We start from the raw sequence: 24,832 nt of genomic DNA on the forward strand, positions 1-24,832 counted from the left end.
GGATAGGTATCGTCCGACTCAAATTTTACCACCAGTCTTACTCAACCCCTTTCTCTAGCGTCAGTTCTAAATAGTAAGAAAGAGCTTCAAGGTTAAGCGCACCGTTTGTGCTCAATGAACCTGAATACTTATCACACCGTCATCCCCGAGAGGGAAGAATGACCGAGTCGGGGAGCTCTTAACAATTCCCCGAACCAAATTCATCATAATCACACAGACCAATGACGACTAAGGTTTAACTGGGAAACTGATCTGCGCTTTTAAGCCGCCTTCACTACGGTTATTCACCACTATCGCACCTTGGTGTTGGCTAACAATACGTTTCACGATCGCCAAGCCTAAGCCAGTTCCTTCACTACCACGAGCCGTATCACCACGAGTGAAGGGTTCAAATAGCTTGCCGATCTGGTCTTGTGGGATACCCGGACCGTTATCTTCTACTGTCACCCAAGCAAGTTTGTTATCCGCTGTCATACCCGTTGATACTTTCACCCAACCATTACCATAACGCAGCGCATTGACAACCAAGTTACTCACGGCACGCTTCATCGCGATCGGGTTGCCTAATGCAGGCTTCATGGTATCCGGAATATCCGTTTCAATCTGTACCTCATACCCTCCCTCAGAACTCGATACCTCGCGTGCAATGTCATCGACAGCGACCGCTTCAAATGACTCTCGATCAACTGGCTTTAGGTAATCCATAAATTGGCTAATGATCTCGTTACACTCTTCCGTATCACTGATGATACCTTCGGCTAAATAACTGTCTTCCGGTGACATCATTTCTGTCGCTAAACGAATACGAGTAAGTGGGGTACGTAAATCATGACTCACCCCTGCCATCAACAACGTTCTGTCTTCTTCTAACTCTTGGATACCCTTAGACATTTGATTAAAAGTCCGAGTCACTGAACGAATTTCCTTTGTGCCTCGCACCGTTAATGGCGGTGGAATTTCACCACGCCCAACCTCCTGCGCTGCTCTTTCTAAAGCGATCAATGGCCGATTTTGCAAACGAATAAATAACCACCCACCAGCAACGATTAACATTGCCATGATCAGACTATTGCGAAACAGTGGTATAAAATCTTCTTCTTGAAGCTCTGATAACGGTATGCGAATCAGTGAATTAGGAAGTTTTGCAATATCCATCCACAACACATAGCTATCTTTAGCTAGAATCAGACGCACTTCAGTCTCAGATCCTAACTCTTTGGTCATCTCCTCACTCATCAAGTCAATCGAGACAGCGTGGTAATATTCGTTCGCTACTTCGCTATCTTTAGCATGTACCGTCACCCCTAATTGCTCTAGCACGCGCTGGCGCATTGGGGCCTCAATCTCAATATTGTTTCTTTGGTCTAAAACTAAATTCAGCTCATGAGCCAGTATCTTATTGAACTGCTGCAAACTAGGCATTAAAGCGTAATTAAATACTGCGTAGTAAGAAAAGATTTGGCTTGCGACCAGTAACGTTAAGAAAAGTACTATCGACTGAGTAAAGGAGCTACGTATACGCATGGGGCACCCAAGATGTTGAGAGAAAAAACAAAGCGTTATATGACTATAACCATAAACCTTCGCTCTGAATAGAAAACGGGCCATCACATATCAATGAGATGGCCCGCAAATAGAGAGCTCTGAATCGCAGAATCAATGAAACTGCTTTCGGGCTTTCAATACTAAATTACAACGCCTTACCATCAGGAACGAAGACATAACCTAAACCCCACACTGTTTGAATATAGCGAGGCTTACTTGGGTCTTCTTCCACTAGGCGACGTAAGCGAGAAATCTGCACGTCGATAGAACGTTCCATCGCTGAATACTCCCGACCACGAGCCATGTTCATCAGCTTATCGCGAGACATTGGCTCACGTGCGTTGGTGACTAATGATTTAAGTACCGCAAATTCACCTGAGGTCAGCGGCATTGGCTCTTCACCGCGGAACATCTCACGCGTACCCAAATTCAAACGAAATTCACCAAACTCAACCACTGATTCTTCTGTGCTTGGGGCACCTGGCGCTTCAATTACTTGGCGACGTAATACTGCTTTGATACGAGCAAGCAGTTCACGTGGGTTGAATGGTTTTGGTAGATAGTCATCAGCACCAACCTCCAAACCAACGATACGATCCACTTCATCACCCTTTGCTGTCAGCATCAAGATAGGCAAAGAGTTATTTGCATTTCTTAGACGACGACAGATTGATAGACCATCTTCGCCCGGCAACATTAGATCCAATACCATTAAGTGGAAGTTTTCACGGGTTAACAGGCGGTCCATCTGTTCACTGTTTGCCACGCTACGTACTTGAAAGCCTTGCTCTGACAGATAGCGTTCTAACAAAGCACGTAAACGAGCATCGTCATCGACCACTAAAATTTTGTAGTTTTCTTGCATGTAATGGTTCCACCTATTAAAGCTCAGACCTGAGGTTAAGCGTTCCTAGTAAATGTATTTTGGTATAAGACACTTAAAATGTAACAGCCTTGGAGAAAAAGTCGCCAAAAGAATTGTTAGCGTATGTTGCCTTCCTTATGGTAACTCATCACACTATACACCTAGGTAAAGTTGATAAAAGTTAAATCATTAATCTATAAGAATAATCAAACATGCTTAAGTAAACAATGAGCAAGTCTTTACATTCCATGGCAGACACTAACTAAGTACCATTTACTGTATTACGTACACTTTTCTAGCGATACTACCAAGGGGGGGTGGTATTCAGTAGCGCACACGAGAGGAAAGAGATTCGGTTGGTGGAAAATGAGGGAGAAGTCGTAATGAAAGGAAACAAAGCATCTAAATGCCCTGTATTAGGCTAAAATACTGAATTCGCCCAAAATATCGTCATGTTGATTACTAATGCGACCAGTAGATGTCGCTTCACAGTATGAGAACCTTACCTCTACACAATCCACATTGCCGTTGACAAGCACATGACGCTTTAAAATATCGCTATTGAGCTGATGTATCACACCGCTCCAAGAAAGGTTATCTTTAAATAAATTAAATTTAATATTCATACTATTCCTACTTATTATTAGAAGTTTGTTTTTGTCTATTTTGTTGAAACCAAAAAAGCTTACGTCCGGTAGATCGAGACATATTTATTCCTTATTTATTTTCGTTAGATATAACGAACCTGTAGTATTTTAAATATTACTTACAGCATGTGATAATTATTTTATTTATAAAAACGAAGTAAATAAGAAACGTAACGACAAATACAAAGAGTATGAGGGGAATGTTGAATATTTTCGCGAGGTGATATAAATATAATTTTAGGTATGAGGGAAGTGACGCAAGCAGTCATCGACCACCTGCGCCTACTTAAATCTTATGCGGCTACAACGTTTGCAGCTTGAAGACCTTTTTGGCCTTGCTCTACTTCGAAAGACACTTGCTGGCCTTCTCTAAGAGTCTTGAAACCTTCAGAAGCAATTGCACGGAAGTGAACGAATACGTCAGCACCGCCGTTGTCTTGAGTTAGAAAACCAAAACCTTTCTCTTCGTTAAACCATTTTACTACGCCGTTTGTTTTATTAGACATGTTGTGTCCCTTATATAAAATAAAAATTAATCGCAAGAATAGTGCGATGCGCTGAAAGCTTGAATTATTTAATGTATCTATGAAGCTAAGGGAAACACTGAGGACAACGACAATAACGAAGGAATTCTGAGGGCTTGACTTTTACAACTGGATGTTTCATTTAATAACTCTGAACAACAGAGCGAAGCCATTATTAGCCATTGCCTGTCCATTGTAAAGCGATATTTTCATTAAATAAAATAGCTGGCTTTTTATTTTAGACAAAAACTACCTATTTTCACTTGAAAGCCTTTCACCATAAGCTCTGCTAAAAATTTTAAAAACAACAATAGATCCCTTTATTTTTTCAACGCATTTTACTCCACGACACAAAGCGTGAATAAATGCACGCATATTTAGACATCTAACTTAAGGTTTATCGTATGAGATGGCATTTATAAACCACTCTTTATCCCCATCCGGAGTACGAACAACGAACTCATCATCCACTTCTTTTTTGAGTAACGCACGCGCCATTGGAGAATCAATCGAAATGTAGCCCTTAGCATCACCGTAAATCTCTTCAGGGCCAACAATGCGGAAGGTTTTAACATCACCTTCATCATTTTCAATTTCTACCCAAGCCCCAAAAAAGACTTTACCTTCCTGTTGTGGTGAATAGTCGACAATAGTGACATCTGGCAAGAACTTGCGTAGAAAGCGCACACGGCGATCGATCTGACGAAGCAAGCGCTTATTAAATGTGTAGTCTGCATTTTCAGAGCGGTCCCCTAAGCTCGCAGCCCAAGTCACAATCTTAGTAATCTCGGGACGTTTCTCATGCCATAGATGATCGTGTTCCGCTTTAAGCTTGTTGTAACCTTCTCGGGTAATTAATTTAGTCTTCAATTCAATAACCTTGAGTATTCATAAATGCATTAAAGGCGTTAGTAACGTTTTGTTTATCAGAGATAACAAACGGAAAGCATGATAATAGAGCCTGCTTTACATCATGTTCAAGCCTATCAGCACTTTTTAATCATACATTCGATTTGACTCGTCACCACACGATCACCAACAGTGTGATAAAACGCGAGAGACGCTATACGAGAGGGCCTTGGTACAATAGTAAGTGAGCCAGAGAACGGGGTATATCGAAGTGAACTCAGTATGCAGGATTCATCTTATCATCGTAAATGATGAAGCTGCACTGTAAGCCCTTTCCACGATATTTCACGCAGATAAAAGAAAACCCCGCAAGGCTTTCGCCAAGCGGGGTTAAGTCTCTATCGCAGCAATCCGGCTACTGTTTATCTCTTCGAGATAAGGTGCTCCCTGCATCTTTCCTTGATAGTGGCTAAATCCTTTAACCAATTTCCTTTTTGTTCATCGCCATCCTAGCGGTGTCCATTCTAGCCTGTCGTCCTGACTGGCGAATCTCATCCAGAGATTATCACTTCCTTGCTGACCACTCATCCTAAGTAATCAAATCTTCATCCTGAAGATACCTAGTCCATTAGGCTTTTCCTGTTCCTGCCAACTCCCTGTCGACAAGTTAAATATTACGGCAAATGGCTGTATTTCCTAGATAGTCCTAAAAAACATTTACTGTAGGAAATACGCCCAAAAACATCAAATCCAATAAAATCAAAACCTTATATTTTTATTAGGACAATTTTCTGAGTTTAAAGTGACTTAGTCTCACATCACTTGTAAGAGATCTCGCACAAAGCGAGTATCACAAACGGAAATTCGACTTCTGACAGGATAATTACACAGTCAAAGCTAGAAAAAGCGTACGCTCACCCCCATGTATTTGTCACGATATTAAATAAGAGATTCATCGGATGAGCCAAGCTATCTGTCGACTGATCGCTGAAGAACTGAATGTTCGTTCTGAGCAAGTCACCGCCGCAGTAACCCTAATTGACGACGGTAATACCGTTCCCTTTATTGCCCGCTACCGTAAAGAGGTTACGGGAGGCTTAGACGATACCCAATTACGTAACCTTGATAGTCGCCTTTCTTACCTTCGTGAACTTGATGATCGTCGCCAAACGATTCTTAAGTCGATTCAAGACCAAGGTAAACTCACGCCAGAACTCGAGCGTGATATCACTCAAGCCGACAGCAAGACGCGTCTAGAAGATTTATACCTACCTTACAAACCAAAGCGCCGCACCAAAGGCCAGATCGCGATTGAAGCGGGTTTAGAACCACTTGCCGACACACTGTGGAATGAACCACAGCACGATCCAGAAACGGAAGCGGCGAACTTCATCAGCAACGATTCAGGCATTGCCGATACCAAAGCCGCTCTCGATGGCGCTCGTGCGATCATCATGGAACGCATTGCGGAAGACGCAAATCTGCTAGAAAAGATTCGCCAACACCTAACCCGCAACTCAGAGCTCGTCGCTCGTGTGGTGACAGGTAAAGAACAAGAAGGCGAGAAGTTCAAAGATTACTTCGAACACAACGAAACACTCAGCAAAGTGCCGTCTCACCGTGCACTTGCAATGTTACGTGGCCGAAATGAAGGCTTCCTAACTCTAGCGATGAATGCTGACCCTGAGCAAGAAGAAGGTGCTCGTGGTTCTTACTGTGAAAACATCATCTCTGATCACTACGGTATTACTCTAAGCAGTGCACCTGCAGATGCATGGCGTAAGCAAGTCATCAGCTGGGCATGGCGTATTAAGGTTTCTATGCACATGGAAACCGAACTCATGGGCGCGATGAAAGAGCGTGCAGAGATCGAAGCGATTGAAGTATTTGCTACCAACCTAAAAGACCTACTGATGGCAGCGCCTGCTGGCCCTCGCGCAACGTTAGGCCTAGATCCAGGTTTACGTACCGGTTCGAAAATCGCGGTTGTTGATTCAACAGGTAAGGTTCTCGCGACAGAGACCATTTACCCTCACCCGCCACAAAAGCAATACGACAAATCAGCGCACGTTGTTGAGCAGATGGTTCGTCAGTTTAACGTTGACCTGATTGCGATTGGTAACGGTACCGCTTCACGCGAAACCGACAGCTTTGTGGCTGATGTGATTAAGCGTGGCAACCTAAAAGCACAAAAAATCATTGTGAGCGAAGCCGGTGCATCGGTGTACTCAGCCTCTGAATTAGCAGCGAAAGAGTTCCCGAACATGGACGTGTCACTGCGCGGTGCTGTATCTATCGCGCGTCGTCTACAAGATCCTCTGGCAGAGCTTGTGAAGATTGACCCTAAATCGATCGGTGTGGGTCAATACCAACACGATGTAAGCCAAACCATGCTTGCTAAGCGCCTAGATGCGATTGTCGAAGACTGTGTAAACGCGGTGGGTGTTGATGTGAATACGGCTTCTGCTGCACTACTGACGCGTGTCGCTGGCCTTTCTAGCGCTATCGCTCAGAACATCGTCGACTACCGTGATGAAAATGGTCGCTTCGAAGCACGTACGACACTGAAAAAAGTCGCTCGTTTGGGGCCAAAAGCCTTTGAACAGTGTGCTGGCTTCTTGCGTATCATGGACGGCAAGAACCCGCTAGATGCATCATCGGTGCACCCAGAAGCTTACCCAGTGGTGAAGAACATCGCTGAGAAGAACCAGAAAGACATCAAGTCTCTGGTGGGCAACACAAACTTCCTACGTGGCTTGCATGCGATTGATTACACAAATGAAAACTTTGGTGTACCGACGGTGACTGACATCATCAAAGAGCTGGATAAGCCGGGCCGTGACCCTCGCCCTGAGTTCAAGACTGCTACCTTCGCCGACGGTGTAAACAGCGTTTCAGACTTGGAGCCGGGCATGGTTCTAGAAGGTGTGGTATCAAACGTGGCTAACTTCGGTGCCTTCGTCGATATTGGCGTTCATCAAGATGGTTTAGTACACATTTCAGCGCTTACCGATCGCTTTGTCTCTGATCCACGTGAAGTGGTTAAAGCGGGTGACATCGTGAAAGTGAAAGTGATGGAAGTGGATGTTCAGCGTAAGCGTATTGCACTCAGCATGCGTATGAAAGATGAGCCGGGACAAGATCACCGAGCTCAGCGTTCAAGCGCACCTCGCACTCAAAGCCGCCCGCATCAACACTCGCAAGGTGGACAACGCCGTCGTGAGGAGCCACAACAGAATGGCGCGATGGGTGGTGCATTCGCAGCAGCTTTTGCTAAAGCGAAAAAATAATCCGTTAGCGGATCTGAGAAACGAATTCGCCTAAAACAGAAAACCTGCATCCCTAAGGGTATGCAGGTTTTTTATTATTTGTTCAAAAAAGACATCGAAGTTTGGTTGTATCATGAATTTTCGATTCATAGCACGACTAACATTTCAGATGGAGCATGAGGCGCAACAGCATGACCATAATGATACTTAATGACCTTACGTCGTTTCTCCATCTGTCCCTCCTGAATCGCCGCATCTAAAACATGCTTTGGCAGGCGGAAACGCATGGTATAGCCTTTTCCTTGGTCAGCACTGTATGTTCTCAGCGCCAACAAGCTGAACAGCCTATCAAAGGGATCTTGTGACTCTTCTTGGCTAACCGAATTGGCCTCTGACTCGCTCTCCATTTCATAACCTGGATGGTCTGAAGGATCCCAAGCCGACTGCTGCCTTCGTTTATCGTCCGACTTTACCTTGCGCTCTGCATTGGTTTTCGCCAATGCTACTGCGGGAGCAACAGGCTCTCGGACTTTATTATCACGCGCAACTTGCTCTGTTTGCACATTAACGGACGGGGCGATTAGTGGCACACTCACTGCAGTTGCAGGTGACACAATCATCGCGAACTCTCCTCAAGAATCGCCCATTGCTGCTGCCATAACACTCTTGTACTGAGTTAGCACAACAGGTATGGCCCAAGTTACTGCACTCTGCTCAGGTGAGAGAGATATATCTGAGTATCATGCAGTGCATTGGTTAGATTATATATCGACCAAGATGGTGATAAATTTAGCAATTATTTTTGTGCGAAACTGACTAGCTCACTGCAGAAGGCATCGGCTTCCGTCATAAACGGTGCATGTGAGGATTGAGTGAAGATGTACTGCTCGGTGTGAGGCAGTGCATTGCCCAGATCTTTGGCTACCTTGATTGGTACCAGCCCATCTAATCGACCATACAAGCGCAGCATAGGAACGGAAATCTCCGGTAATTGCTCTCTTAAATCGACATCAGACAACACCTTTAGTCCTGCCAATAAGGAATCAGGGTTTGGTAATGGACGGGACAGTACCGCTTGCTTAAGCTGTTTTACGTCTTGCCTTGCTGAAGGACTGCCCATGGCTTGCAATGCCATAAAACGCTCAATGGTGGTTTGGAAATCTTCCACTAGCTGTTCGGTGAATGCGGTTAATACCTTGGGTTGGATACCGCGCCATAGCACCGGCTCTTTCGCGGCTGCGAATTTCGGTGAACTAGCAACCGTCACCAGCTTGCTTACATAATCGGGGTAATGAAGAGCCATGTGCGTCGCCACCAAGCCACCAAGTGACCAGCCGACCCAAATCGCTTGCTTAGGTGCTTCAGCCAACAGTTGCTGGGCTATCTCTTCAAGATCTTGAGCGTGGCAATGAGAGCTATGACCGTAACCAGGCAAATCGACAACATGAACTCGGAAATCAGCCTCTAACGCACTAACGGTTTGCTGCCATACAGCACCGTTCATCCCCCAACCGTGAACCAACACCAAATCGGGGCCCTGCCCTGAAACATGCCAATATAACGCGTCACTCATTCTCAAATTCCCTACTTTTTCCATCAGCGATAACCTGCACTTTTCAGTATGGTGAGCAAAAGGAACACCATAACCCAAAAGCATCGCGAGCTATGTTATCCGATTGGCTACAAAAACACACACCGCGTCTGGTCACACCTCAATGCCATCTCTGCAAGCTAGATAAACAGCCAGATGATAGCCACCCTCGATGGTGTAATAGTTGCCTAAAGCTGTTCGAGCTCACGCCTCGCTGTCAAAGGTGCGGACTGAAAACGGTCACAGCCGTCGAACAATGCGGTGAATGCTTAGCTAACCCGCCACCTTGGCATCGGCTCTATTGTGTCGATGATTACACCTTTCCAACCGCTGGCTATATCCAACAGATGAAGTATGCCGATAAATTCTGGTTTGCCCGAGATTTGTCGACTTTGCTCGCATCACGCATCGAAGAGCCAGCATCGCTAGTCACCAGTGTTCCCCTACATTGGCGTCGATACTTTCATCGTGGTTTTAATCAAAGTCAGCTACTGGCGCGTTACACCGCTCAAGAACTCAAGGTGGAGCATGCCGTTTTATTCAAGCGTATTCGCTCAACCGCTTCGCAACAAGGGCTAACTAAATCAGCAAGAAAAAGTAATTTGAAAGGGGCATTCGCGATGAGAAACACCCACTTTTTAGCTTTGGATTACTCGCATATCGCGATAATTGATGATGTTGTAACCACAGGCAGTACTGTGTATCAATTATGCCAATTATTACTTGAAGTAGGGGTGAAAAGGATTGATATTTACTGTATCTGCCGCACTCCTGAGCCCTCTGGATAACTGGCGTAGGTCGCTACTTGTACAGCAATCCAACAAAAAAGGGCTGAATTACAAATCTGACAGGAGTAGAATGGTGCTAATAGCCTACAAATTTACTCAGGTATTCGTCGTGTCAAATATTACTATTACAGAAACAGCTCAAACTCATTTTGCCAATCTGCTGTCACAGCAGCCTGAAGGTACAAACATCCGTGTATTCGTGGTAAACCCAGGTACACAAAACGCAGAGTGCGGTGTTTCTTACTGCCCTACAGATGCTATTGAGGCGTCTGACACAGAACTTAAGTTCGAAGCTTTCTCTGCATACGTAGATGAGCTAAGCCTACCGTTCCTAGACGAAGCCGAAATTGACTTCGTTACTGACAAAATGGGCTCTCAATTAACGCTTAAGGCACCAAACGCTAAGATGCGTAAAGTAGCAGACGACGCACCACTTCTAGAGCGTGTTGAATACGCAATTCAAACACAAGTTAACCCACAACTTGCTGGTCACGGCGGTCACGTTAGCTTGGTAGAAATCACTGAAGACGGCGCAGCTATCGTAGCATTCGGTGGTGGTTGTAACGGTTGTTCTATGGTTGATGTAACGCTGAAAGAAGGTATCGAAAAAGAACTTCTTCAACAGTTCGAAGGTGAACTGACTGCTGTTCGTGATGCAACAGAACACGATCGTGGTGAGCACTCTTACTACTAATCTCTAATTTAGAGTTAATCGCTATTTGAAAGGTTGATGCGCAAGCGTCAACCTTTTTTGTTATGTGGATGAGCAAGTTAGGACTATCGCGTTCTCTCTATAGTCTTTTATTATCCAGCAATATTTTCACCTCGTTACCATCTTGAGTAAGGTATTCAAGTGATCGTAATCGATTCTTGCTTCAATAATTTTAGGATATGAAAACTCGGATCTAGGAACTCAAGGTCATTTCCCCTATATTAGAATAACTTTATAAGAAAGAATTCCAATGAGCTAAGGAGCGAGCGCAATGACAAGAAGGACCAAGCCAGAGATTTTGGCTAAACAAACTGTCGCTCAATCAAGACTATTCTCTATTGAGTCTCTCGACTTACGCTTTTCAAACGGTGAAGAGCGCACTTACGAACGTATGAAACCTAGCGGGCGCAACGCAGTGATGATGGTGCCGATTACTGAGCAAGGCGATATTCTATTAGTACGTGAATATGCAGCGGGAACTGAACGCTACGAACTCGGCTTTCCAAAAGGGTTGATTGATCCAGGTGAACAACCAAGTGATGCCGCAGTTCGTGAGCTCAAAGAAGAGATTGGCTTTGGTGCTCACAAGCTCACTCCACTCAAGGAAGTGATTCTTGCTCCCTCTTACTTTTCTAGCAAAATGACGCTGTTTATCGCAGAAGAGCTCTACCCAGAGAAGCTAGAAGGTGATGAACCTGAACCACTGGACATTGTGCGCTGGCCGCTTGCTCAAGCCGAAGAGCTATTAACACATCTCGACTTCTGTGAGGCTCGCAGCATTACCGCCCTACTATTGACCCTTCGCTCGCTAAAAAATAACTAAAGCCATAAGCGCCCCGAAGAGTAAGAGAATATTTATGCCAACAACAAAAGATTTGTCTCATCTCCTACCCTCTGTGATTGAGGTTGCTCGCTCTGCAGGCCAGCTCATTTTAGAGATCTACGAAAAGAAAGATTACGAAGAGTTCACCAAGACTGACGACACGCCAGTCACCAGTGCCGATCTGGCAGCGCATAAACTGATCTCGAAAAAACTGAGTGAACTCACGCCAGATATCCCTGTGCTATCTGAAGAGGCCGCTGACATTAGCCTAGAAAAGCGGGCGCAATGGGATCGCTACTGGCTGGTTGACCCGCTAGACGGAACACAGGAGTTCATCGCTAGAAGCGGTGATTTCGCAACAATTATCGCCCTAATTGAGCACAACAAGCCGGTAATGGGTGTGGTATATGCTCCAGTTTCTGGTGTGAGCTATTACGCATACAGCGGTAAAGGGGCTTGGAAGATTCCAGACCTTAACGATAGCGTTAAAATCAAAACGCATCGTCATGAGCTACCAAACCAATCTATTGCAATGGCGATCAGCCGTCGCCAAGACATCAATCGTATCACTAGCCGCATGAGTCCCGCTTGGAACTACGACTTAGTACCATTAGGCTCAGCAGCTTTGAAAGCCTGTTTAGTCGCAGAAGGTGCTGTCGATTGTTACTTGCGCCTTGGTCCTACCGGCGAGTGGGATACCGCCGCGACACAGTGTATTGTTGAAGAGGCGGGGGGACGCATCTTAAGCACTCAATTAGAGCCACTCTCATACAATGAAAGAGAGACGCTAGAGAACCCGAATTTCATCGTTCTTGGGGATGCAAACTTACCATGGGCCGAGATCCTACGAAGCAACGATTAGGGCTTTGACCTGAGCTAGCTAGAACAGTCTTCAAATAAAGTGGGCACCTCAATGAGGTGCCCATTTTTTATGTCTTGTCATCGAATAACCAGTAGAACCTAGTTATTAAGAAGCTAACTAGAAGCGCCCTTGATAGCTAAACTGGTACTTACCTTGGCTATCTGGATTACCAAGCCATTTCAGCTGACTCTGCATGGCTGGCGGAAATTCTGCACCCGGTTTGAACCATGCTGCCGAGGTGTAGCTTTGATTTGGTGTAACGTTCGCAGAGAACTCACTATCCACTTGAGCACTCTTCTGAGAGCCCTTAGCTGCCAGTGTATTATCTTCACAAGTGATGTCAGCAATCACAGGACCAAGGTCCAACGAACCCACCGGCGAGTCGACTGCTGCGCCAGACCAAGCCACAGTGCCTTCTCCAGACTGACACCAAGGTTGAGCATGAACCGCATGCTTGATCGTCAGCTCAACTTGTCCAGCAATTGAAACCGGGACTGGAATCGCTGGCGCATACTTCATCACGTTAGCAGCGGGCATTGATGCGACTAAGTTTTCCGCATACGCACCGCTCATACTGTACCCAACGCGCCCTTTTCCTGACAAGTTCATATCGCTATTGCGGCCAAAGCGCACCGCTAATTCAGCTTTAGCTTGGAAGAGTTTAGAGAACTGGAAATCCCACTGCATTGATCCGTAATTAACACGCTGCCAAGAAATATTATTAGCGCTGCCTTGCCAAACCGTTCCTTCAACACCTTCAATATTCAAGCCACGCACAGCAGGTGCATGTTTGAGCACGAAAGAGGCCGGTAGATGCAGCAACAGACTAACCGAGAAAAAGACAATAAAGATACCGCCAAAAAGTAAACCTAACTTCAAAGAGAAACCGCGTTTCACATTAACCTCGTTTAAACTGTAGTCGGTTGACCTCAATAACCCCTGGGCTATCGGAACGATCAATGTCCATAAACTCAACCTCGACACCCTGCTTCTCTTTCAAGTATGTCAGCCAGTCTACGAACTGATTAAAAGGCACAGGTTTGACCCAGACTTGCAGCATCTCGCCACGCGGCTGAACTCGAATCAATTCAATCTTAAAACGACGCATAGAAGCGGGCACAGATTGGTTCAAAGGCTGGCCAGCAACAATCCCACCACTTCCTCGCAGCTCTACCACTTCGTTGGCTTTGTTGGTTACCCAAGCCAGTAGTTGCTTCTCGCTTTGAATACGACTTTGCGCCATCTCAGCTCGCTGACTAAGCGGCTGCAATAGCCCCCAGTACACGATGCCTACCACCAATAGAATGGAACAACCGATCACTAATCGTTGCTCTCTTTGACTTATTGAAGTCCACCACGCTTGGAGTGGCTCAATCATATTTCTCATCACTGATCTCCTTACGCTGTTTATTGACGGGGTTTAAGGATAAAGCTACCAAATACGGCATCACCATTACGATTCAATGGCCCTTGCTCAACGGTAAATTTCTCTGCAAGTTTCACTCTCGCGGCTTCGAAATGCTGGAAGTCAGAACTTTTCGCTGTCAATCTCACCTCTGAGCGGTTGCCGTCATAGCGAATACTATTCACTTCGATGGTTTTCACTTGCCCGACGGTTTCTGGCAGTAACGTTAGCCATCCTAGTAAGGAATGACCATCACCAGAGCCACCATATTTTGCCGCTTCGTCATTCATCTGGCGCTTAAGGTAGCTGACCGTCGGAATACGCTGCTTATCCGGAAGTACGCTTCTAAAAATACGTTCACTCTCCGTTCGATACGCTTCGGCTTGTACTTCGTATTGCTGAACCTTCAAGACTTGTTGGGTAACGATCACCGCCACCAGCAAACAAGCTGCAATCGCTACTTTTTGCCATACTCGCCAGTACTTACTGAATGAAGATTGGGGCTGAAAGGTGCCCGTCAGTAAGTTTACGCGGCTTTTGATGGCTTGTTGGCTCAGTAACGACATCACCAATTCAGCAGGCTTTGTTTGCCACTCTATGCCACTTTGTTGTTGAACGTCATCACTGGGTAGCGTGGTGTAGCTAAAAATCGTTGGTGACTGCTCATTACCATCGACAGCCACCCAATCACTTTTTAAAAACATCGCGAGCCATGCTTCATTGATCGATACCGCTTGGTAAGTACTTTGACGCAATAACCAATGTTGATCGATCTGCAGTGCACTAATACCCTGCACTTCTAAAGGCAACGCTAAGGTGTCAGGTAAGACTTTGCGAAAGATAATGTTAACTTTACGGAAGGCCTCTAACACGCGCTTAAGCCACTCACGATCAGTACCACACACGGTGGCATGCGTGGCGTCTTTATCTAAAATGGTTAGGTGTAAGTCTTCGATCTCTTGCGCGACTTCATCTTCTAGTAAAAACGGCAACATAGAGTCGAGCTGGCGAGCAGCACCTTTCGGGATCTCAACACGCTTAATTAAGCACTCATTTCCCGGTAATAAAGCGATACAACTGCGTTTTTCAGCATAAGGGGTTAACTCATCCAGCTGCTCCCAACTAGACAGTTCACCACTTGCTATCACTTCGTGTTGGCTTGTCGACCAAACTAACCACTGCACTGGGCTCTGTGGTTCGCTACTCAGTCGAACGGTCAGAAACTCGCTCACTGATCCCTCCAAAACGACGGCGTACCACCGTCACAGTTTCTCGATTGCTACTATAGAAAAGCGCTCGTATGCGTACACGAGATTGCTCAACTAAAACCTCTGCATCTAGCTCAAAATAGGCACTATCTACAGTCAAATATGCTTTTGCTTTTTTGCTGACCTCAGCACTCACCGCGGTAATGGCGCTCTCAGACATGAACTCATCCACGGAATTCCACCCATCAAAAGGGCGCTTATCAATCAGCTGTTTCGCATCCGACCCACTCAAGTCAGGCGCAAACATCGCTTCCAGTATCGGCGCTTGTTGCTCCGTCAATGTATTCACATTCAGTCGAAAATTATCGGTCGGTAAGGTACACACAAAAGGACGAACCTTCTTCATGATCTCGCCAGTCACCTGATATACGGCTCTCAATTCAGACTCATCCGCCATGAAACCATTTGGGGCAATATAAGACGGTTTCATCGCTTCATAAGTGCTGTCCTCAACGCCAGTCGAAGAGGTTGCTTGAGTATCGCTGTCCACAAATTCCCAGCTTGAATGCGCAATGACCTCAGCTTGGTAAGGCTCAATGTCTTGGTTTTCCAATAAGGTCTGCCAAACCGTCACTAAATAAGGTGTCTGGTTACTGGAATTGGTTGTCACTCCCGCTAATGCATTAAGATTAAAACAAGATTGCGCATCCACAATACGCCCTTTAACTTGTCCATAATCTAATGGGAACACCTGCTCTTCTAATGCCCACGGCTGACTTAGGTTGACCGTATCACTGTCTTTATAGCTTAGCCTAATACCCTCTTGCACGAGTGCTTCAACGCCAATGCTATACCAATAAGCTTGCTGGTAATTCAATTGGTTACTAACTCGTTTAAATTGAGTAAACAAGCGCTCCGACATGCTGCCAGCAATCGTTGCCATTATAGCCAGTAACATCAGGATAATGATCAGCGCGACACCACGTTGATTCCGCCCCAGCGCTCGTGTTGTTGAGGCAAGCTGATCAGTTCGACGCATCATTCTTATCCTCATCACTGCCTGAAGATTCACTACCTGAGTCACCATCAACCTGAGCTAGGGTACCATTTGGAGTGAGATAAATACGCTCTATCTCACCATAATCGTTTAACGTAAGCTTAAGCCTCACTGCTTTAGGCAGTAACTTATCGGTTCGCCACTCTTTGGCCCAACGGTTTCCGTCATAAAACTCGAATTCCAAAGCCCCAACATCATCAAGCACAGGGGTAATGACCGCTTGCTGCCCTGCAGGTGTATCTGGGTAGCGCCACCATACACGTTCGAGCGTCTCTTCTTTAAGACGATAGCCTACTTTGGTGACTTCACCTCGAGGAAACTGCTGTTGTGGGTTGTGCCAACCAAGACGAGTAAACATGATACCGATGCTATCGGAATCCAATAAGTACTCTTTCATTATAATCAGCTTGGATGATGCTTTCTCACCATCAGTACGAAACTGTCGCACTGCCATCTGGCGAAAATCATTATCTAAAATGACTAAACTGCGCTGCAGTTGGTTCAAACGAGTACTGCGCTCAAGTGAAAGCTCGTTGCTTCTCTGCACCTGATTGACCACCTGATAGGCCGCCATACTCAACGTGGCAAAGATAGCGATTGAGACGAGCACCTCGATTAAGGTGAAGCCTCTCCCTTTTGTAGGTAGACCTTGTTTACGAGGCATGCAGCTATTGGCCGTCATGCTGTTCACTAACCGCATTCTTTTAGTTAACGATACTATCTTTATTAACGACACCATCTTAGTTAACCACATAACTGCGCACCGTAACGACTGGGGAAGCTTGCTTGCTGGTTGACACGCTGACATCAAAAGCGTTCAGCATATTATCGACCGTATCGATTGGGGTAACTTTCCAAAACCACTCTCGCCCCGCCAACTCTTGCGTGCCCTGTGTCTTTTTTAGCTTGTCTGGGTGTAACATCACCAAAGCCATTTGATTATCAACAACCATCGCTGCGAAGGTTTTTTCTTCTAAATAGCTCAGTGTATTGATGTGCTGGGTGACCGCTCGAATCACACTGATCGCCGCGGTAGCAAAGATCGCGAGCGCCACCAACACCTCGAGCAGCGTCATCCCACGAGAGCGATAAGGGGAACGGTTATTCCTCTTCATCTTTTTCTCCTGGTTCTAACAATCGAATCACACCATTATCCGACACTTTAATGCGCCACCCATCTTTTATGCTATCGCCTGTATTGGGATAGAAAGAGACGGTAGATGGTGTCACTTCAGCACTCGATAAGATGAAAACCTGCGGTGGCTTAAGTACCTTTTCTTCTTCAAGGTCAGCGAACATCTCTTCATCAAATAAGCTTCCAGGGTTGAATAATCGATCGTCATCCGCCCAAGCACCACCACCTAAGCTGAGTGATAGTGCAAGCTCTTCCGGTAACTCTGTTACAGAGGGGATTTTTTCGAATTCGGTTTCCTGCCACCCCTCAGACTTCAGCGTCATCAAAACATAGGTTGATTTGTTTTCATCGATACGAATACCAAAATCCAGCCCACTCAAAATCGCCTCTTCGCTAAGCAACTGGATTCTTTGATAGAAACTGTGAGCGTATTTTTTGGCGACATCTTTACTGTTGGTCGGAATGGTCGCAATCACAGCAACCGCCGTTACTGACAGTAATACCAGCACCAAAAGAATCTCAATCAAGGTGAAACCTGGCTGTTTGTGCGTAGTTTTCACCTTGCGACTCCTTCTATTTGCGTCCTACCATCACATAACGGCATCAAGCGACAATCCGCCTAAGCTTACTGAAAATCTTGCATGTTCCAGTTGCCGATATCCGCAGCAACACCTTCCCCCCCTTCTTGGCCGTCTGCGCCAAGAGTAAAGATGTCGATAGTGCCGTTATCGCCAGGGCTTAGGTATTGGTATTCATTGCCCCATGGGTCGTTAGGTAGGCGCTTGATGTAGCCACCGTCACGGTAGTTACGAGGCTCTGGGTTGCTTGGCTTAGAGACCAGTGCATCAAGGCCTTGATCCGTTGTTGGGTATACGCTGTTATCCAGTTTGTACATATCCAGCGCATTCTCTAGCGCGACGATATCTGTGATGGCTTTCTGTTGATCAGCCTTCTCTTTGTTACCCAATAGGTTAGGTACAACAAAACTCGCCAACACGCCAAGGATAACCACAACTACCATCACCTCTAGTAGGGTAAAGCCTGATTGTTTCTTCATTTTATTTTTCATTATTTTCTCCAAATTACAGACAACGAGTTGAGGGGAATGTTGTCCTTCTTCTCGATAATCCAAAAACGCTCTACGAACAGTGTTAGCCGCTCATTAAATTGTTCATTTCAAGCATTGGCATCAGAGTCGCCATCACAATAAACAGAACCAAGCCCGCCATCAGAGCAATAAGTGCCGGGGTAAAAATGCCGAGAGCAATATTCACCGTCGACTCGAAGCTTTGGTCTTGGTTATCGGCAGCACGAGTCAGCATCTGCTCTAATTGACCACTCTGCTCACCACTGGCAATCATGTGCAGCATCATCGGCGGGAAGAGCTTAGTATGATCAAGTGCTTTCCGCAGGCTTGCCCCTTCTCTCACGCTATCTGATGCCTGTAATACTTGTTGTTTCACATGGTGGTTCGACATAACGTCAACCGCAACTTTCATCCCCTCAAGGATTGGAATCGCACTTGAAGTACAGATTGAAAGTGTGCGGGCAAAACGAGAGGTATTAATGCCTTTCGCTATCTTGCCGATCAGCGGAATACTCAACAACTTTCTATCCCAGCTTAGACGCACGCCCGGTCTTTTGAGCGCAGTCTTAATCAACACAATCACACCAATGATCAACAACAGTAATTGGATGCCCCAATTCTGGATAAATTCACTCGAGGCTAATAAAAATTGGGTGGATTGAGGAAGCTCTTGCCCCATCTGAATAATCGGCTCGACGATCTTGGGTACTACCGTTGCTAGCAGGAACGAAACGATAGTCACCGCAAACACCACCAGCACAACAGGGTAGATCATCGCTTGCAGCAGCTTAGAGCGCATCTTCTGGCGGTTTTCAGCGTAATCGGCTAATCGCTCGAGTACCGCATCTAAGTGTCCGGATTTCTCACCAGCCGCCACCATGGCTCTAAATAGTTCATCAAAGATATATGGGTAATCCGCCAAGCTATCCGCTAGCGAGTAGCCTTCCGTCACTTTAGAACGAACAGCCAGTAACATGGTTCGAATGCGAGCCCTCTCCGATTGCTCTGCTACGGCTTTTAAACACTCCTCTAACGGCATGCCTGATTTGACTAGAGTGGAAATTTGGCGAGTCATCAAAGCAAGGTCGGGCGTGCTGATACCACGCTTAAAGCTGGTCGATGGTTGTGAACCTTTTACTGACTTCGCTTTAGCTTCGGTCATCTCGACTGGCATTAAGCCTTGCTCTTTTAAGCGCTGGCGAGCCTGACGAGCGTTATCCGCTTCAATCGACCCCTTTTTATTTTTGCCTTTGGCATCCAGTGCTTTGTATTCAAATACCGCCATATTAGACTTCCTTGGTCACGCGCATCACTTCTTCCAGAGACGTTATCCCTTTGCGAACTTTGCTTAAGCCATCTTCTCGAATACTTGGGGTGGTGCCACGAATGACTTTCTCAATCGCTTGCTCACCAGCCTCGCTATGAATCAACTCCTCTACCGAATCATCAACAATTAACAGTTCATGAATACCAGTACGACCTCGGTACCCCTTATGGTTACAGTGCTCACACCCTTTTGCATGATAAAGCGTAAGGCTATCTTTCTTCTTCAAATCAAAAAGCTTTTTGGTCTCTTTGTCCGCTTCGTACGGTTCTTTACAGTCGTGACACAAGGTACGAACTAAGCGCTGCGCCAACACACCAAGCAGTGAAGACGAGATCAGGAAGGGTTCGATCCCCATATCACGCAGACGCGTAATGGCACCTGCTGCGGTATTGGTATGGAGAGTCGACATCACTAAGTGGCCCGTCAAAGAAGCTTGAACCGCTATCTCAGAAGTCTCTGAGTCACGTATCTCACCAATCATGACCACATCGGGATCTTGACGAAGAATCGCACGCAAACCACGCGCAAAGGTCATATCAACTTTAGGGTTGACTTGGGTTTGACCAATACCATCAATATCAAATTCGATTGGGTCTTCAACGGTGAGAATATTCCGCTCATTGCTATTGAGCTCTTGCAGGCCTGCATACAAGGTTGTGGATTTACCCGAGCCCGTTGGACCGGTTACCAAGATAATACCGTGCGGACGTTGAATCAGTTTACGGAAGTTCTCGTGGTTCTCAGCCGTCATGCCCAAGCTGTGCAGATCTAGGCGAGTGGCGTTTTTATCCAACAGACGCATCACCACGCGCTCACCATGCGATGAAGGCATGGTTGATACACGAACGTCAACTGCCCGGCCACCAATACGCAGTGAGATACGACCATCCTGTGGCACGCGCTTTTCCGCAATATCCAACTTAGCCATAACCTTTACACGCGACACGAGCAGCGGCGCAAGTTTACGGCTTGGCGCGAGAACATCACGTAATACCCCATCAATACGGAAGCGGATGGATAGCGATTTTTCAAAGGTCTCGATATGGATATCCGAAGCCGCCTCTTTAATCGCCTCCCCTAACATCGCGTTGATGAGCTTGATAATGGGTGCATCGCCTTCCGATTCAAGCAAGTCTTCATCTTGTGGCAGCTCTTCCGCTAACGAGAAGAGGTCATCACTGTCGGCACCAATATCTTCCATCAATTGACGTGCTTCAGAAGAATCGCGTTGGTACGCATCGGTCAGCTTCTTATCAAACTCGTCTGTCGTTATCGCTTGTGGTGTAAACCCCTCTTTTACTACACGAGCCACCTCGATAATGGCGGCGGATTTCAGAGGTTCAACGTAATACAGTGTCGGCGCCCGCTCTGGATGCTGATACTCGAGCACCATTTTATAACGATTTGCAAAGCTAAACGGCAAGCGCTGATAAGTACGTGCCGCCCCTACCAATTCAGCCATTATTCTGTTTCCATCTGATCAATGAAGGCTTGGATTTCAGCCGGATGATTCTTCTCTGAACCAAATTTAGGTAACACAGGAATATGATCGTTATCCATCAGTTTCAAACCTTGTTCAGACTTATACAGCTGCTCAGCACGGATGAAGTTGTATTTACGCTGAGTGATGCCATCTGCCGTCATACCATCGCGAATAATGGTTGGCTTAATGAACACCATTAGGTTCTTCTTCTCAACCTGCGTTCTGGTTGATTTGAATAGATGACCAAGCACTGGGATATCGCCCAATAACGGGACTTTAGATTCACTCTCTAATGCACGCTCATCAATCAGCCCCCCTAAGACGAGCATTTGACCGTCTTGAACTATGACAGACGTATTTAACTGACGCTTGGCAAAACGCACATCAACCGCGCCATTGGCACCCAATACGTTCGACACCTCTTGTTCTATTTTCAGCTGAACCGAATCCCCTTCGTTGATTTGCGGTACCACTGTCAGCTTGATACCGACTTCTTTACGATCAACGGTTTGGAATGGGTTGTCGTTACTTGAGCCCGCAGTAGAACCCGTCAATACCGGCACCTCTTCACCGACAATGAACGACGCTTCGCCGTTATCCATGACGGTAATGCTTGGAGACGATAAAATATTTGAGTTTGAATCTGTTGACACAGCGGTAATCAACGCCGTCCAATCCCCCATCATTAGACTCATTGCCGCACCGTTAACGCCACCAAGCGCTTTGGCTAAGGTTGAATAATCGCCTTTTTCTGTCGTGTTTTCATTGCGTAAGAAGTTATTGTCAGAGTCGTAAACCGCTTTCGTGGTTGTCGTATCCTTGGCCTCTTCTAAACCTACCATCACACCACCAATCGATGCACCAGTATTGCCGTATTGGATCATCGCCCCGGTTTCTAGGTTACCCCACTGCACACCAAGGTTAACGCCGTCACCTTCTGCCATCTCCACAATTAGAGCTTCAATCAATACTTGAGCACGACGAATATCCAACTGAGCAATCACATCTTGTAGCGCGTTCATGATGTCTGGTTGTGCGGTAATGACTAACGAGTTGGTATCGCTGTGCGCCGAGATCACGACTTTATCACGTTGAGCTGAGGCACCTTTGGTTGACGTTTTCTTCTCTGACTGCAGGTTATCTGAAACACCTTTTAGCACATCGACTAGATCTTCTGCTTTTGCATATTTAAGGAAGATAACCTGGTTGTTGCCTTTGGTTGCCATCTCGACATCAAGTTGCTCAATCAGCTTTCTTAAACGACTACGAACCTTAGGATCACCAGAGATAAGAATCGCGTTGGTTCTCTCATCTGCGACCAATTTAGGCTGTAGAAACGCAGGGGTGTTTTTCGCATCGGTGGTTTTATTCAGAGCATCGACAATGCGCACCATCTCAGAGGCTGAAGCGTGCTTCAATTCAACGACTTCAATATCTTTATCACCCGCTTGGTCAACTCGTTTGATGATCTCGGCCAAACGGTTTACAACCGCCGTACGACCGGTGATGAGAATGATATTGGCAGGGTCATAATGCACAACGTTACCGGCACCTGCATTATCATTCAATTGACGAAGTAATGGAGAAAGCTCACGAACGGACACGTTACGAACTGCAACAACTCGAGTAATCACACTGTCAGCTGGCAACTTTCTACTACTATCACCGACAACGGGAATGGCAGAAGTTTTAGAGTCTTTGGCTTTAATGACCTTGAGTACACCCGAGTCCATTTCAACAACAGCGTAGCCATAAACCTCTAATACGTTTAAAAAGAAGCTGTAATATTGCTCTTTGTTGAGTACATCATAACTGCGTACATCAATTTTTCCGCGTACCGATGGGTCAACGATGATCGTTTTATCAAGATTGCGGCCAACAATATTAATAAATTCTTGAATATCAGTGCCTTTAAAACTAGCACTAAAGTCATCAGCGATAGCGGCGGGTGTGCACATCAAGCATCCTGCTAATATCCATGCACTTTTATTAAACCAATCCTTCACGTGCTTCTCCTACACTTTTGTCTTTCTTTAGACACAAAGTTTTAAAATTCAATAAATATTTGGTGTTGTTGCCCAGCTCGCTCAACGACCAGATTTAACTCTGTCAGTTCTGAGATTGAACGGAATATTTCACCCATCGCGGCTGGATCTGTAAGATCTTGACCATTTAACTGAGTGGCGATGTCTCCGTTTTGAAGCCCCACAGAGTTGAAAAGTGCTGAATCTTTGCCGGGGCTCACACGATAACCAATCACACTATTGTCCCGTTTTACCTGAGACAATCGAACATATTGGAAGATTTGTTGTGGATCTTTCATTATCTTCGCTTTAATTCCATCAAGCTTCTCTTCTGCAGAAGCTGGGTTGTTACCACGCACTGAAGAAGAGGCACGGCGTGGTGTGGGTTCAGATACTGCTAAACGCTTATAATCGATACCTTCCAGCATCAGCGTTTCATCGCGACCTGAATTATCAATAATCACGCGGTCGGCTAACACCGTTTTAAGTTGAGCTTTGGTGCCTTCTATTTGTTCGTTGCTCCCATAAGTCGCTTGTTTACCCCGGTTGGCAATTACCGCTAAGCTCAACTCTGGATTAGAACTGGCGACCACACCCACTAGTACCAAATTAAGGCGTGTCTTAGGGGCATCCTTAACCAATGGTTGTTCAACCACCACAGGTTTAGGCTTGTTTGGGTTATAGGTTCCAAACATATGACTCTGTTGCAAAGAAGACATGTCGAGAGTCGACTGAGACGTGGCTGTCGACGATACCATTGCTTGCCAAGGCACAATCGTTTGCTCAACGGGTTCAACAAACCAGACAAGCTGCCCTACAATCCATGCTGAAGCGGCAATAAGTACACTACAAGACAAAACACTCAACTGCTGCTGAAGTACCAATCCATTCTCTAACAAGCGGATCAACACAGGAGAGTTCCCTGCGTTATTTTTGAGCTCTAAAAGGTTCACTTCCCTTGCCCCTTCTGATGACAACAAATGCTGCAAACTATTAAATTTTTTGCTTTTTTATTCATTCGTTCGATACCGAGCCTATTTAAGCATAAGGCTTTTAAGTATATCATAGCAAATAAATAAATCGGCATTGCATAGCAGTTTTGCTCTATAACTTGAAAAAAATGCTAACTGCCTCCACATAAAACCTCTACCTAACGTGATAAGCATCATCAAAAACATGTTGCGTACTGTTCATAACAGTTAAACCGAATTCATTTTTCACTAAATAAGGTACAGCCCTATATGAAAACTTCTAATGAAGCTGTCAGACTCGATAAATGGTTGTGGGCAGCACGCTTTTACAAAACTCGCTCTATTGCTCGTAATATGGTCGATGGGGGCAAAGTCCACTATAATGGTCAGCGCAGCAAGCCAAGTAAGATTGTCGAACTTGGGGCAGTTATTACACTGCGCCAAGGTAATGAGGAAAAGACGGTAACGATCGAGAAAATTTCAGCCCACCGTGGCGGAGCGCCGATCGCTCAAACCCTCTATGAAGAAACCACCGAGAGCTTGGCGAAACGAGAAGAGTTTGCGAAACAACGCAAGCTAAACGCACATAACCCAGCTCCAGAGCATCGCCCTGATAAAAAGCAACGTCGTGACATCATTAAGTTCAAGCATCAATAAGCT

General features: G+C 45.8%; 25 protein-coding genes. 6 read left to right on the top strand and 19 right to left on the bottom strand.

Annotated elements, in window-relative coordinates; translation table 11 throughout:
* Window positions 1-228: 228 nt before the first annotated feature.
* The 5 genes from envZ to greB form a co-directional block, all read right to left on the bottom strand.
* On the bottom strand, window positions 229-1,524 hold the full coding sequence (gene envZ, locus ACTRWI_RS01620) for a two-component system sensor histidine kinase EnvZ (protein ID WP_499128843.1): 1,296 nt from the start codon (window positions 1,522-1,524) through the stop codon (window positions 229-231).
* Between the two features lie 166 nt (window positions 1,525-1,690).
* Window positions 1,691-2,410, bottom strand: a complete 720-nt coding sequence (gene ompR / locus ACTRWI_RS01625; RefSeq protein WP_004741443.1) for an osmolarity response regulator transcription factor OmpR — start codon at window positions 2,408-2,410, stop codon at window positions 1,691-1,693.
* A 416-nt stretch (window positions 2,411-2,826) separates the two neighbouring features.
* Window positions 2,827-3,036 carry a hypothetical protein gene (locus tag ACTRWI_RS01630; RefSeq protein ID WP_499128844.1) on the bottom strand — a complete coding sequence of 70 codons (210 nt, stop codon included), beginning with the start codon at window positions 3,034-3,036 and terminating at the stop codon, window positions 2,827-2,829.
* 314 nt (window positions 3,037-3,350) lie between these two features.
* Window positions 3,351-3,563 carry a transcription antiterminator/RNA stability regulator CspE gene (gene cspE / locus ACTRWI_RS01635; protein WP_063525470.1) on the bottom strand — a complete coding sequence of 71 codons (213 nt, stop codon included), beginning with the start codon at window positions 3,561-3,563 and terminating at the stop codon, window positions 3,351-3,353.
* A 408-nt stretch (window positions 3,564-3,971) separates the two neighbouring features.
* On the bottom strand, window positions 3,972-4,451 hold the full coding sequence (gene greB / locus ACTRWI_RS01640) for a transcription elongation factor GreB (RefSeq protein WP_499128845.1): 480 nt from the start codon (window positions 4,449-4,451) through the stop codon (window positions 3,972-3,974).
* 938 nt (window positions 4,452-5,389) lie between these two features.
* Here greB and ACTRWI_RS01645 point away from each other — a divergent pair.
* Window positions 5,390-7,720, top strand: a complete 2,331-nt coding sequence (locus ACTRWI_RS01645; RefSeq protein WP_499128846.1) for a Tex family protein — start codon at window positions 5,390-5,392, stop codon at window positions 7,718-7,720.
* 125 nt (window positions 7,721-7,845) lie between these two features.
* Here the strand turns inward: ACTRWI_RS01645 and ACTRWI_RS01650 are convergent, their stop codons facing one another.
* Together ACTRWI_RS01650 and bioH are read right to left on the bottom strand one after the other, a co-directional pair.
* Entirely contained in the window at window positions 7,846-8,319 is a 474-nt protein-coding gene (locus ACTRWI_RS01650; RefSeq protein ID WP_499128847.1) for a hypothetical protein, read from the bottom strand.
* A 176-nt stretch (window positions 8,320-8,495) separates the two neighbouring features.
* Window positions 8,496-9,272, bottom strand: coding sequence for a pimeloyl-ACP methyl ester esterase BioH (gene bioH / locus ACTRWI_RS01655; RefSeq protein ID WP_499128848.1), 777 nt, complete (start codon window positions 9,270-9,272; stop codon window positions 8,496-8,498).
* Between the two features lie 92 nt (window positions 9,273-9,364).
* Here bioH and ACTRWI_RS01660 point away from each other — a divergent pair, with 92 nt between their 5' ends.
* The 4 genes from ACTRWI_RS01660 (at window position 9,365) to cysQ (ending at window position 12,475) form a co-directional block, all read left to right on the top strand.
* Entirely contained in the window at window positions 9,365-10,078 is a 714-nt protein-coding gene (locus ACTRWI_RS01660) for a phosphoribosyltransferase family protein (RefSeq protein WP_499128849.1), read from the top strand.
* A 118-nt stretch (window positions 10,079-10,196) separates the two neighbouring features.
* Window positions 10,197-10,772, top strand: coding sequence for a Fe-S biogenesis protein NfuA (gene nfuA, locus ACTRWI_RS01665; protein WP_499128911.1), 576 nt, complete (start codon window positions 10,197-10,199; stop codon window positions 10,770-10,772).
* Between the two features lie 289 nt (window positions 10,773-11,061).
* Window positions 11,062-11,613, top strand: a complete 552-nt coding sequence (gene nudE, locus ACTRWI_RS01670) for an ADP compounds hydrolase NudE (protein ID WP_499128850.1) — start codon at window positions 11,062-11,064, stop codon at window positions 11,611-11,613.
* Window positions 11,614-11,647: 34 nt separating this feature from the next.
* Window positions 11,648-12,475 carry a 3'(2'),5'-bisphosphate nucleotidase CysQ gene (gene cysQ, locus ACTRWI_RS01675; RefSeq protein ID WP_499128851.1) on the top strand — a complete coding sequence of 276 codons (828 nt, stop codon included), beginning with the start codon at window positions 11,648-11,650 and terminating at the stop codon, window positions 12,473-12,475.
* A 117-nt stretch (window positions 12,476-12,592) separates the two neighbouring features.
* On the opposite strand, the gene ACTRWI_RS01680 is transcribed toward cysQ, so the two are convergent.
* The 12 genes from ACTRWI_RS01680 to gspC form a co-directional block, all read right to left on the bottom strand.
* Window positions 12,593-13,372, bottom strand: a complete 780-nt coding sequence (locus ACTRWI_RS01680; RefSeq protein ID WP_499128852.1) for a type II secretion system protein N — start codon at window positions 13,370-13,372, stop codon at window positions 12,593-12,595.
* 1 nt (window position 13,373) lies between these two features.
* Window positions 13,374-13,862: a type II secretion system protein M gene (locus ACTRWI_RS01685; RefSeq protein WP_499128853.1), complete on the bottom strand. Its 489-nt coding sequence runs from the start codon at window positions 13,860-13,862 to the stop codon at window positions 13,374-13,376.
* Between the two features lie 20 nt (window positions 13,863-13,882).
* The gene (gene gspL, locus ACTRWI_RS01690; protein WP_499128854.1) at window positions 13,883-15,112 is read right to left on the bottom strand and encodes a type II secretion system protein GspL; all 1,230 of its coding nucleotides are present in this window, start codon (window positions 15,110-15,112) and stop codon (window positions 13,883-13,885) included.
* Window positions 15,081-16,130, bottom strand: coding sequence for a type II secretion system minor pseudopilin GspK (gene gspK / locus ACTRWI_RS01695; protein ID WP_499128855.1), 1,050 nt, complete (start codon window positions 16,128-16,130; stop codon window positions 15,081-15,083). Before gspK ends, gspL begins: the two co-directional genes overlap by 32 nt.
* Window positions 16,114-16,827, bottom strand: coding sequence for a type II secretion system minor pseudopilin GspJ (gspJ, locus tag ACTRWI_RS01700; protein ID WP_499128913.1), 714 nt, complete (start codon window positions 16,825-16,827; stop codon window positions 16,114-16,116). Before gspJ ends, gspK begins: the two co-directional genes overlap by 17 nt.
* Before the next feature lie 58 nt (window positions 16,828-16,885).
* On the bottom strand, window positions 16,886-17,260 hold the full coding sequence (gene gspI, locus ACTRWI_RS01705; protein WP_499128856.1) for a type II secretion system minor pseudopilin GspI: 375 nt from the start codon (window positions 17,258-17,260) through the stop codon (window positions 16,886-16,888).
* On the bottom strand, window positions 17,247-17,840 hold the full coding sequence (locus tag ACTRWI_RS01710; protein WP_499128857.1) for a prepilin-type N-terminal cleavage/methylation domain-containing protein: 594 nt from the start codon (window positions 17,838-17,840) through the stop codon (window positions 17,247-17,249). The genes gspI and ACTRWI_RS01710 overlap by 14 nt, the downstream gene beginning before the upstream one ends.
* 65 nt (window positions 17,841-17,905) lie before the next feature.
* Window positions 17,906-18,349, bottom strand: a complete 444-nt coding sequence (gene gspG, locus ACTRWI_RS01715; protein WP_499128858.1) for a type II secretion system major pseudopilin GspG — start codon at window positions 18,347-18,349, stop codon at window positions 17,906-17,908.
* Window positions 18,350-18,431: 82 nt separating this feature from the next.
* Window positions 18,432-19,652, bottom strand: a complete 1,221-nt coding sequence (gene gspF / locus ACTRWI_RS01720; protein WP_499128859.1) for a type II secretion system inner membrane protein GspF — start codon at window positions 19,650-19,652, stop codon at window positions 18,432-18,434.
* A 1-nt stretch (window position 19,653) separates the two neighbouring features.
* Complete coding sequence (gene gspE, locus ACTRWI_RS01725) at window positions 19,654-21,156, bottom strand: type II secretion system ATPase GspE (protein WP_499128860.1); 1,503 nt, start codon at window positions 21,154-21,156, stop codon at window positions 19,654-19,656.
* Window positions 21,156-23,183, bottom strand: coding sequence for a type II secretion system secretin GspD (gspD, locus tag ACTRWI_RS01730; RefSeq protein WP_499128861.1), 2,028 nt, complete (start codon window positions 23,181-23,183; stop codon window positions 21,156-21,158). The genes gspE and gspD overlap by 1 nt, the downstream gene beginning before the upstream one ends.
* Before the next feature lie 41 nt (window positions 23,184-23,224).
* Window positions 23,225-24,154 (bottom strand): type II secretion system protein GspC, encoded by a 930-nt coding sequence (gene gspC, locus ACTRWI_RS01735; protein WP_499128862.1) that lies wholly within the window; start codon window positions 24,152-24,154, stop codon window positions 23,225-23,227.
* 288 nt (window positions 24,155-24,442) lie between these two features.
* Between gspC and hslR the strand changes: the two genes are divergently transcribed.
* A complete protein-coding gene (hslR, locus tag ACTRWI_RS01740) occupies window positions 24,443-24,829 on the top strand; it encodes a ribosome-associated heat shock protein Hsp15 (RefSeq protein WP_499128863.1) in 387 nt (128 codons plus the stop codon).
* Window positions 24,830-24,832: the final 3 nt, after the last annotated feature.

Source organism: Pseudoalteromonas sp. G5_S1_14_S5, assembly GCF_054968605.1.

Bases quoted from the DNA above. Each gene is read 5' to 3' on its own strand.
- envZ (WP_499128843.1), bottom strand. From the start codon at position 1,524: ATGCGTATACGTAGCTCCTTTACTCAGTCGATAGTACTTTTCTTAACG.
- ompR (WP_004741443.1), bottom strand. From the start codon at position 2,410: ATGCAAGAAAACTACAAAATTTTAGTGGTCGATGACGATGCTCGTTTA.
- ACTRWI_RS01630 (WP_499128844.1), bottom strand. From the start codon at position 3,036: ATGAATATTAAATTTAATTTATTTAAAGATAACCTTTCTTGGAGCGGT.
- cspE (WP_063525470.1), bottom strand. From the start codon at position 3,563: ATGTCTAATAAAACAAACGGCGTAGTAAAATGGTTTAACGAAGAGAAA.
- ACTRWI_RS01645 (WP_499128846.1), top strand. From the start codon at position 5,390: ATGAGCCAAGCTATCTGTCGACTGATCGCTGAAGAACTGAATGTTCGT.
- ACTRWI_RS01650 (WP_499128847.1), bottom strand. From the start codon at position 8,319: ATGATTGTGTCACCTGCAACTGCAGTGAGTGTGCCACTAATCGCCCCG.
- bioH (WP_499128848.1), bottom strand. From the start codon at position 9,272: ATGAGTGACGCGTTATATTGGCATGTTTCAGGGCAGGGCCCCGATTTG.
- ACTRWI_RS01660 (WP_499128849.1), top strand. From the start codon at position 9,365: ATGTTATCCGATTGGCTACAAAAACACACACCGCGTCTGGTCACACCT.
- nudE (WP_499128850.1), top strand. From the start codon at position 11,062: ATGACAAGAAGGACCAAGCCAGAGATTTTGGCTAAACAAACTGTCGCT.
- cysQ (WP_499128851.1), top strand. From the start codon at position 11,648: ATGCCAACAACAAAAGATTTGTCTCATCTCCTACCCTCTGTGATTGAG.
- ACTRWI_RS01685 (WP_499128853.1), bottom strand. From the start codon at position 13,862: ATGAGAAATATGATTGAGCCACTCCAAGCGTGGTGGACTTCAATAAGT.
- gspK (WP_499128855.1), bottom strand. From the start codon at position 16,130: ATGATGCGTCGAACTGATCAGCTTGCCTCAACAACACGAGCGCTGGGG.
- gspJ (WP_499128913.1), bottom strand. From the start codon at position 16,827: ATGACGGCCAATAGCTGCATGCCTCGTAAACAAGGTCTACCTACAAAA.
- gspI (WP_499128856.1), bottom strand. From the start codon at position 17,260: ATGAAGAGGAATAACCGTTCCCCTTATCGCTCTCGTGGGATGACGCTG.
- gspG (WP_499128858.1), bottom strand. From the start codon at position 18,349: ATGAAAAATAAAATGAAGAAACAATCAGGCTTTACCCTACTAGAGGTG.
- gspF (WP_499128859.1), bottom strand. From the start codon at position 19,652: ATGGCGGTATTTGAATACAAAGCACTGGATGCCAAAGGCAAAAATAAA.
- gspE (WP_499128860.1), bottom strand. From the start codon at position 21,156: ATGGCTGAATTGGTAGGGGCGGCACGTACTTATCAGCGCTTGCCGTTT.
- hslR (WP_499128863.1), top strand. From the start codon at position 24,443: ATGAAAACTTCTAATGAAGCTGTCAGACTCGATAAATGGTTGTGGGCA.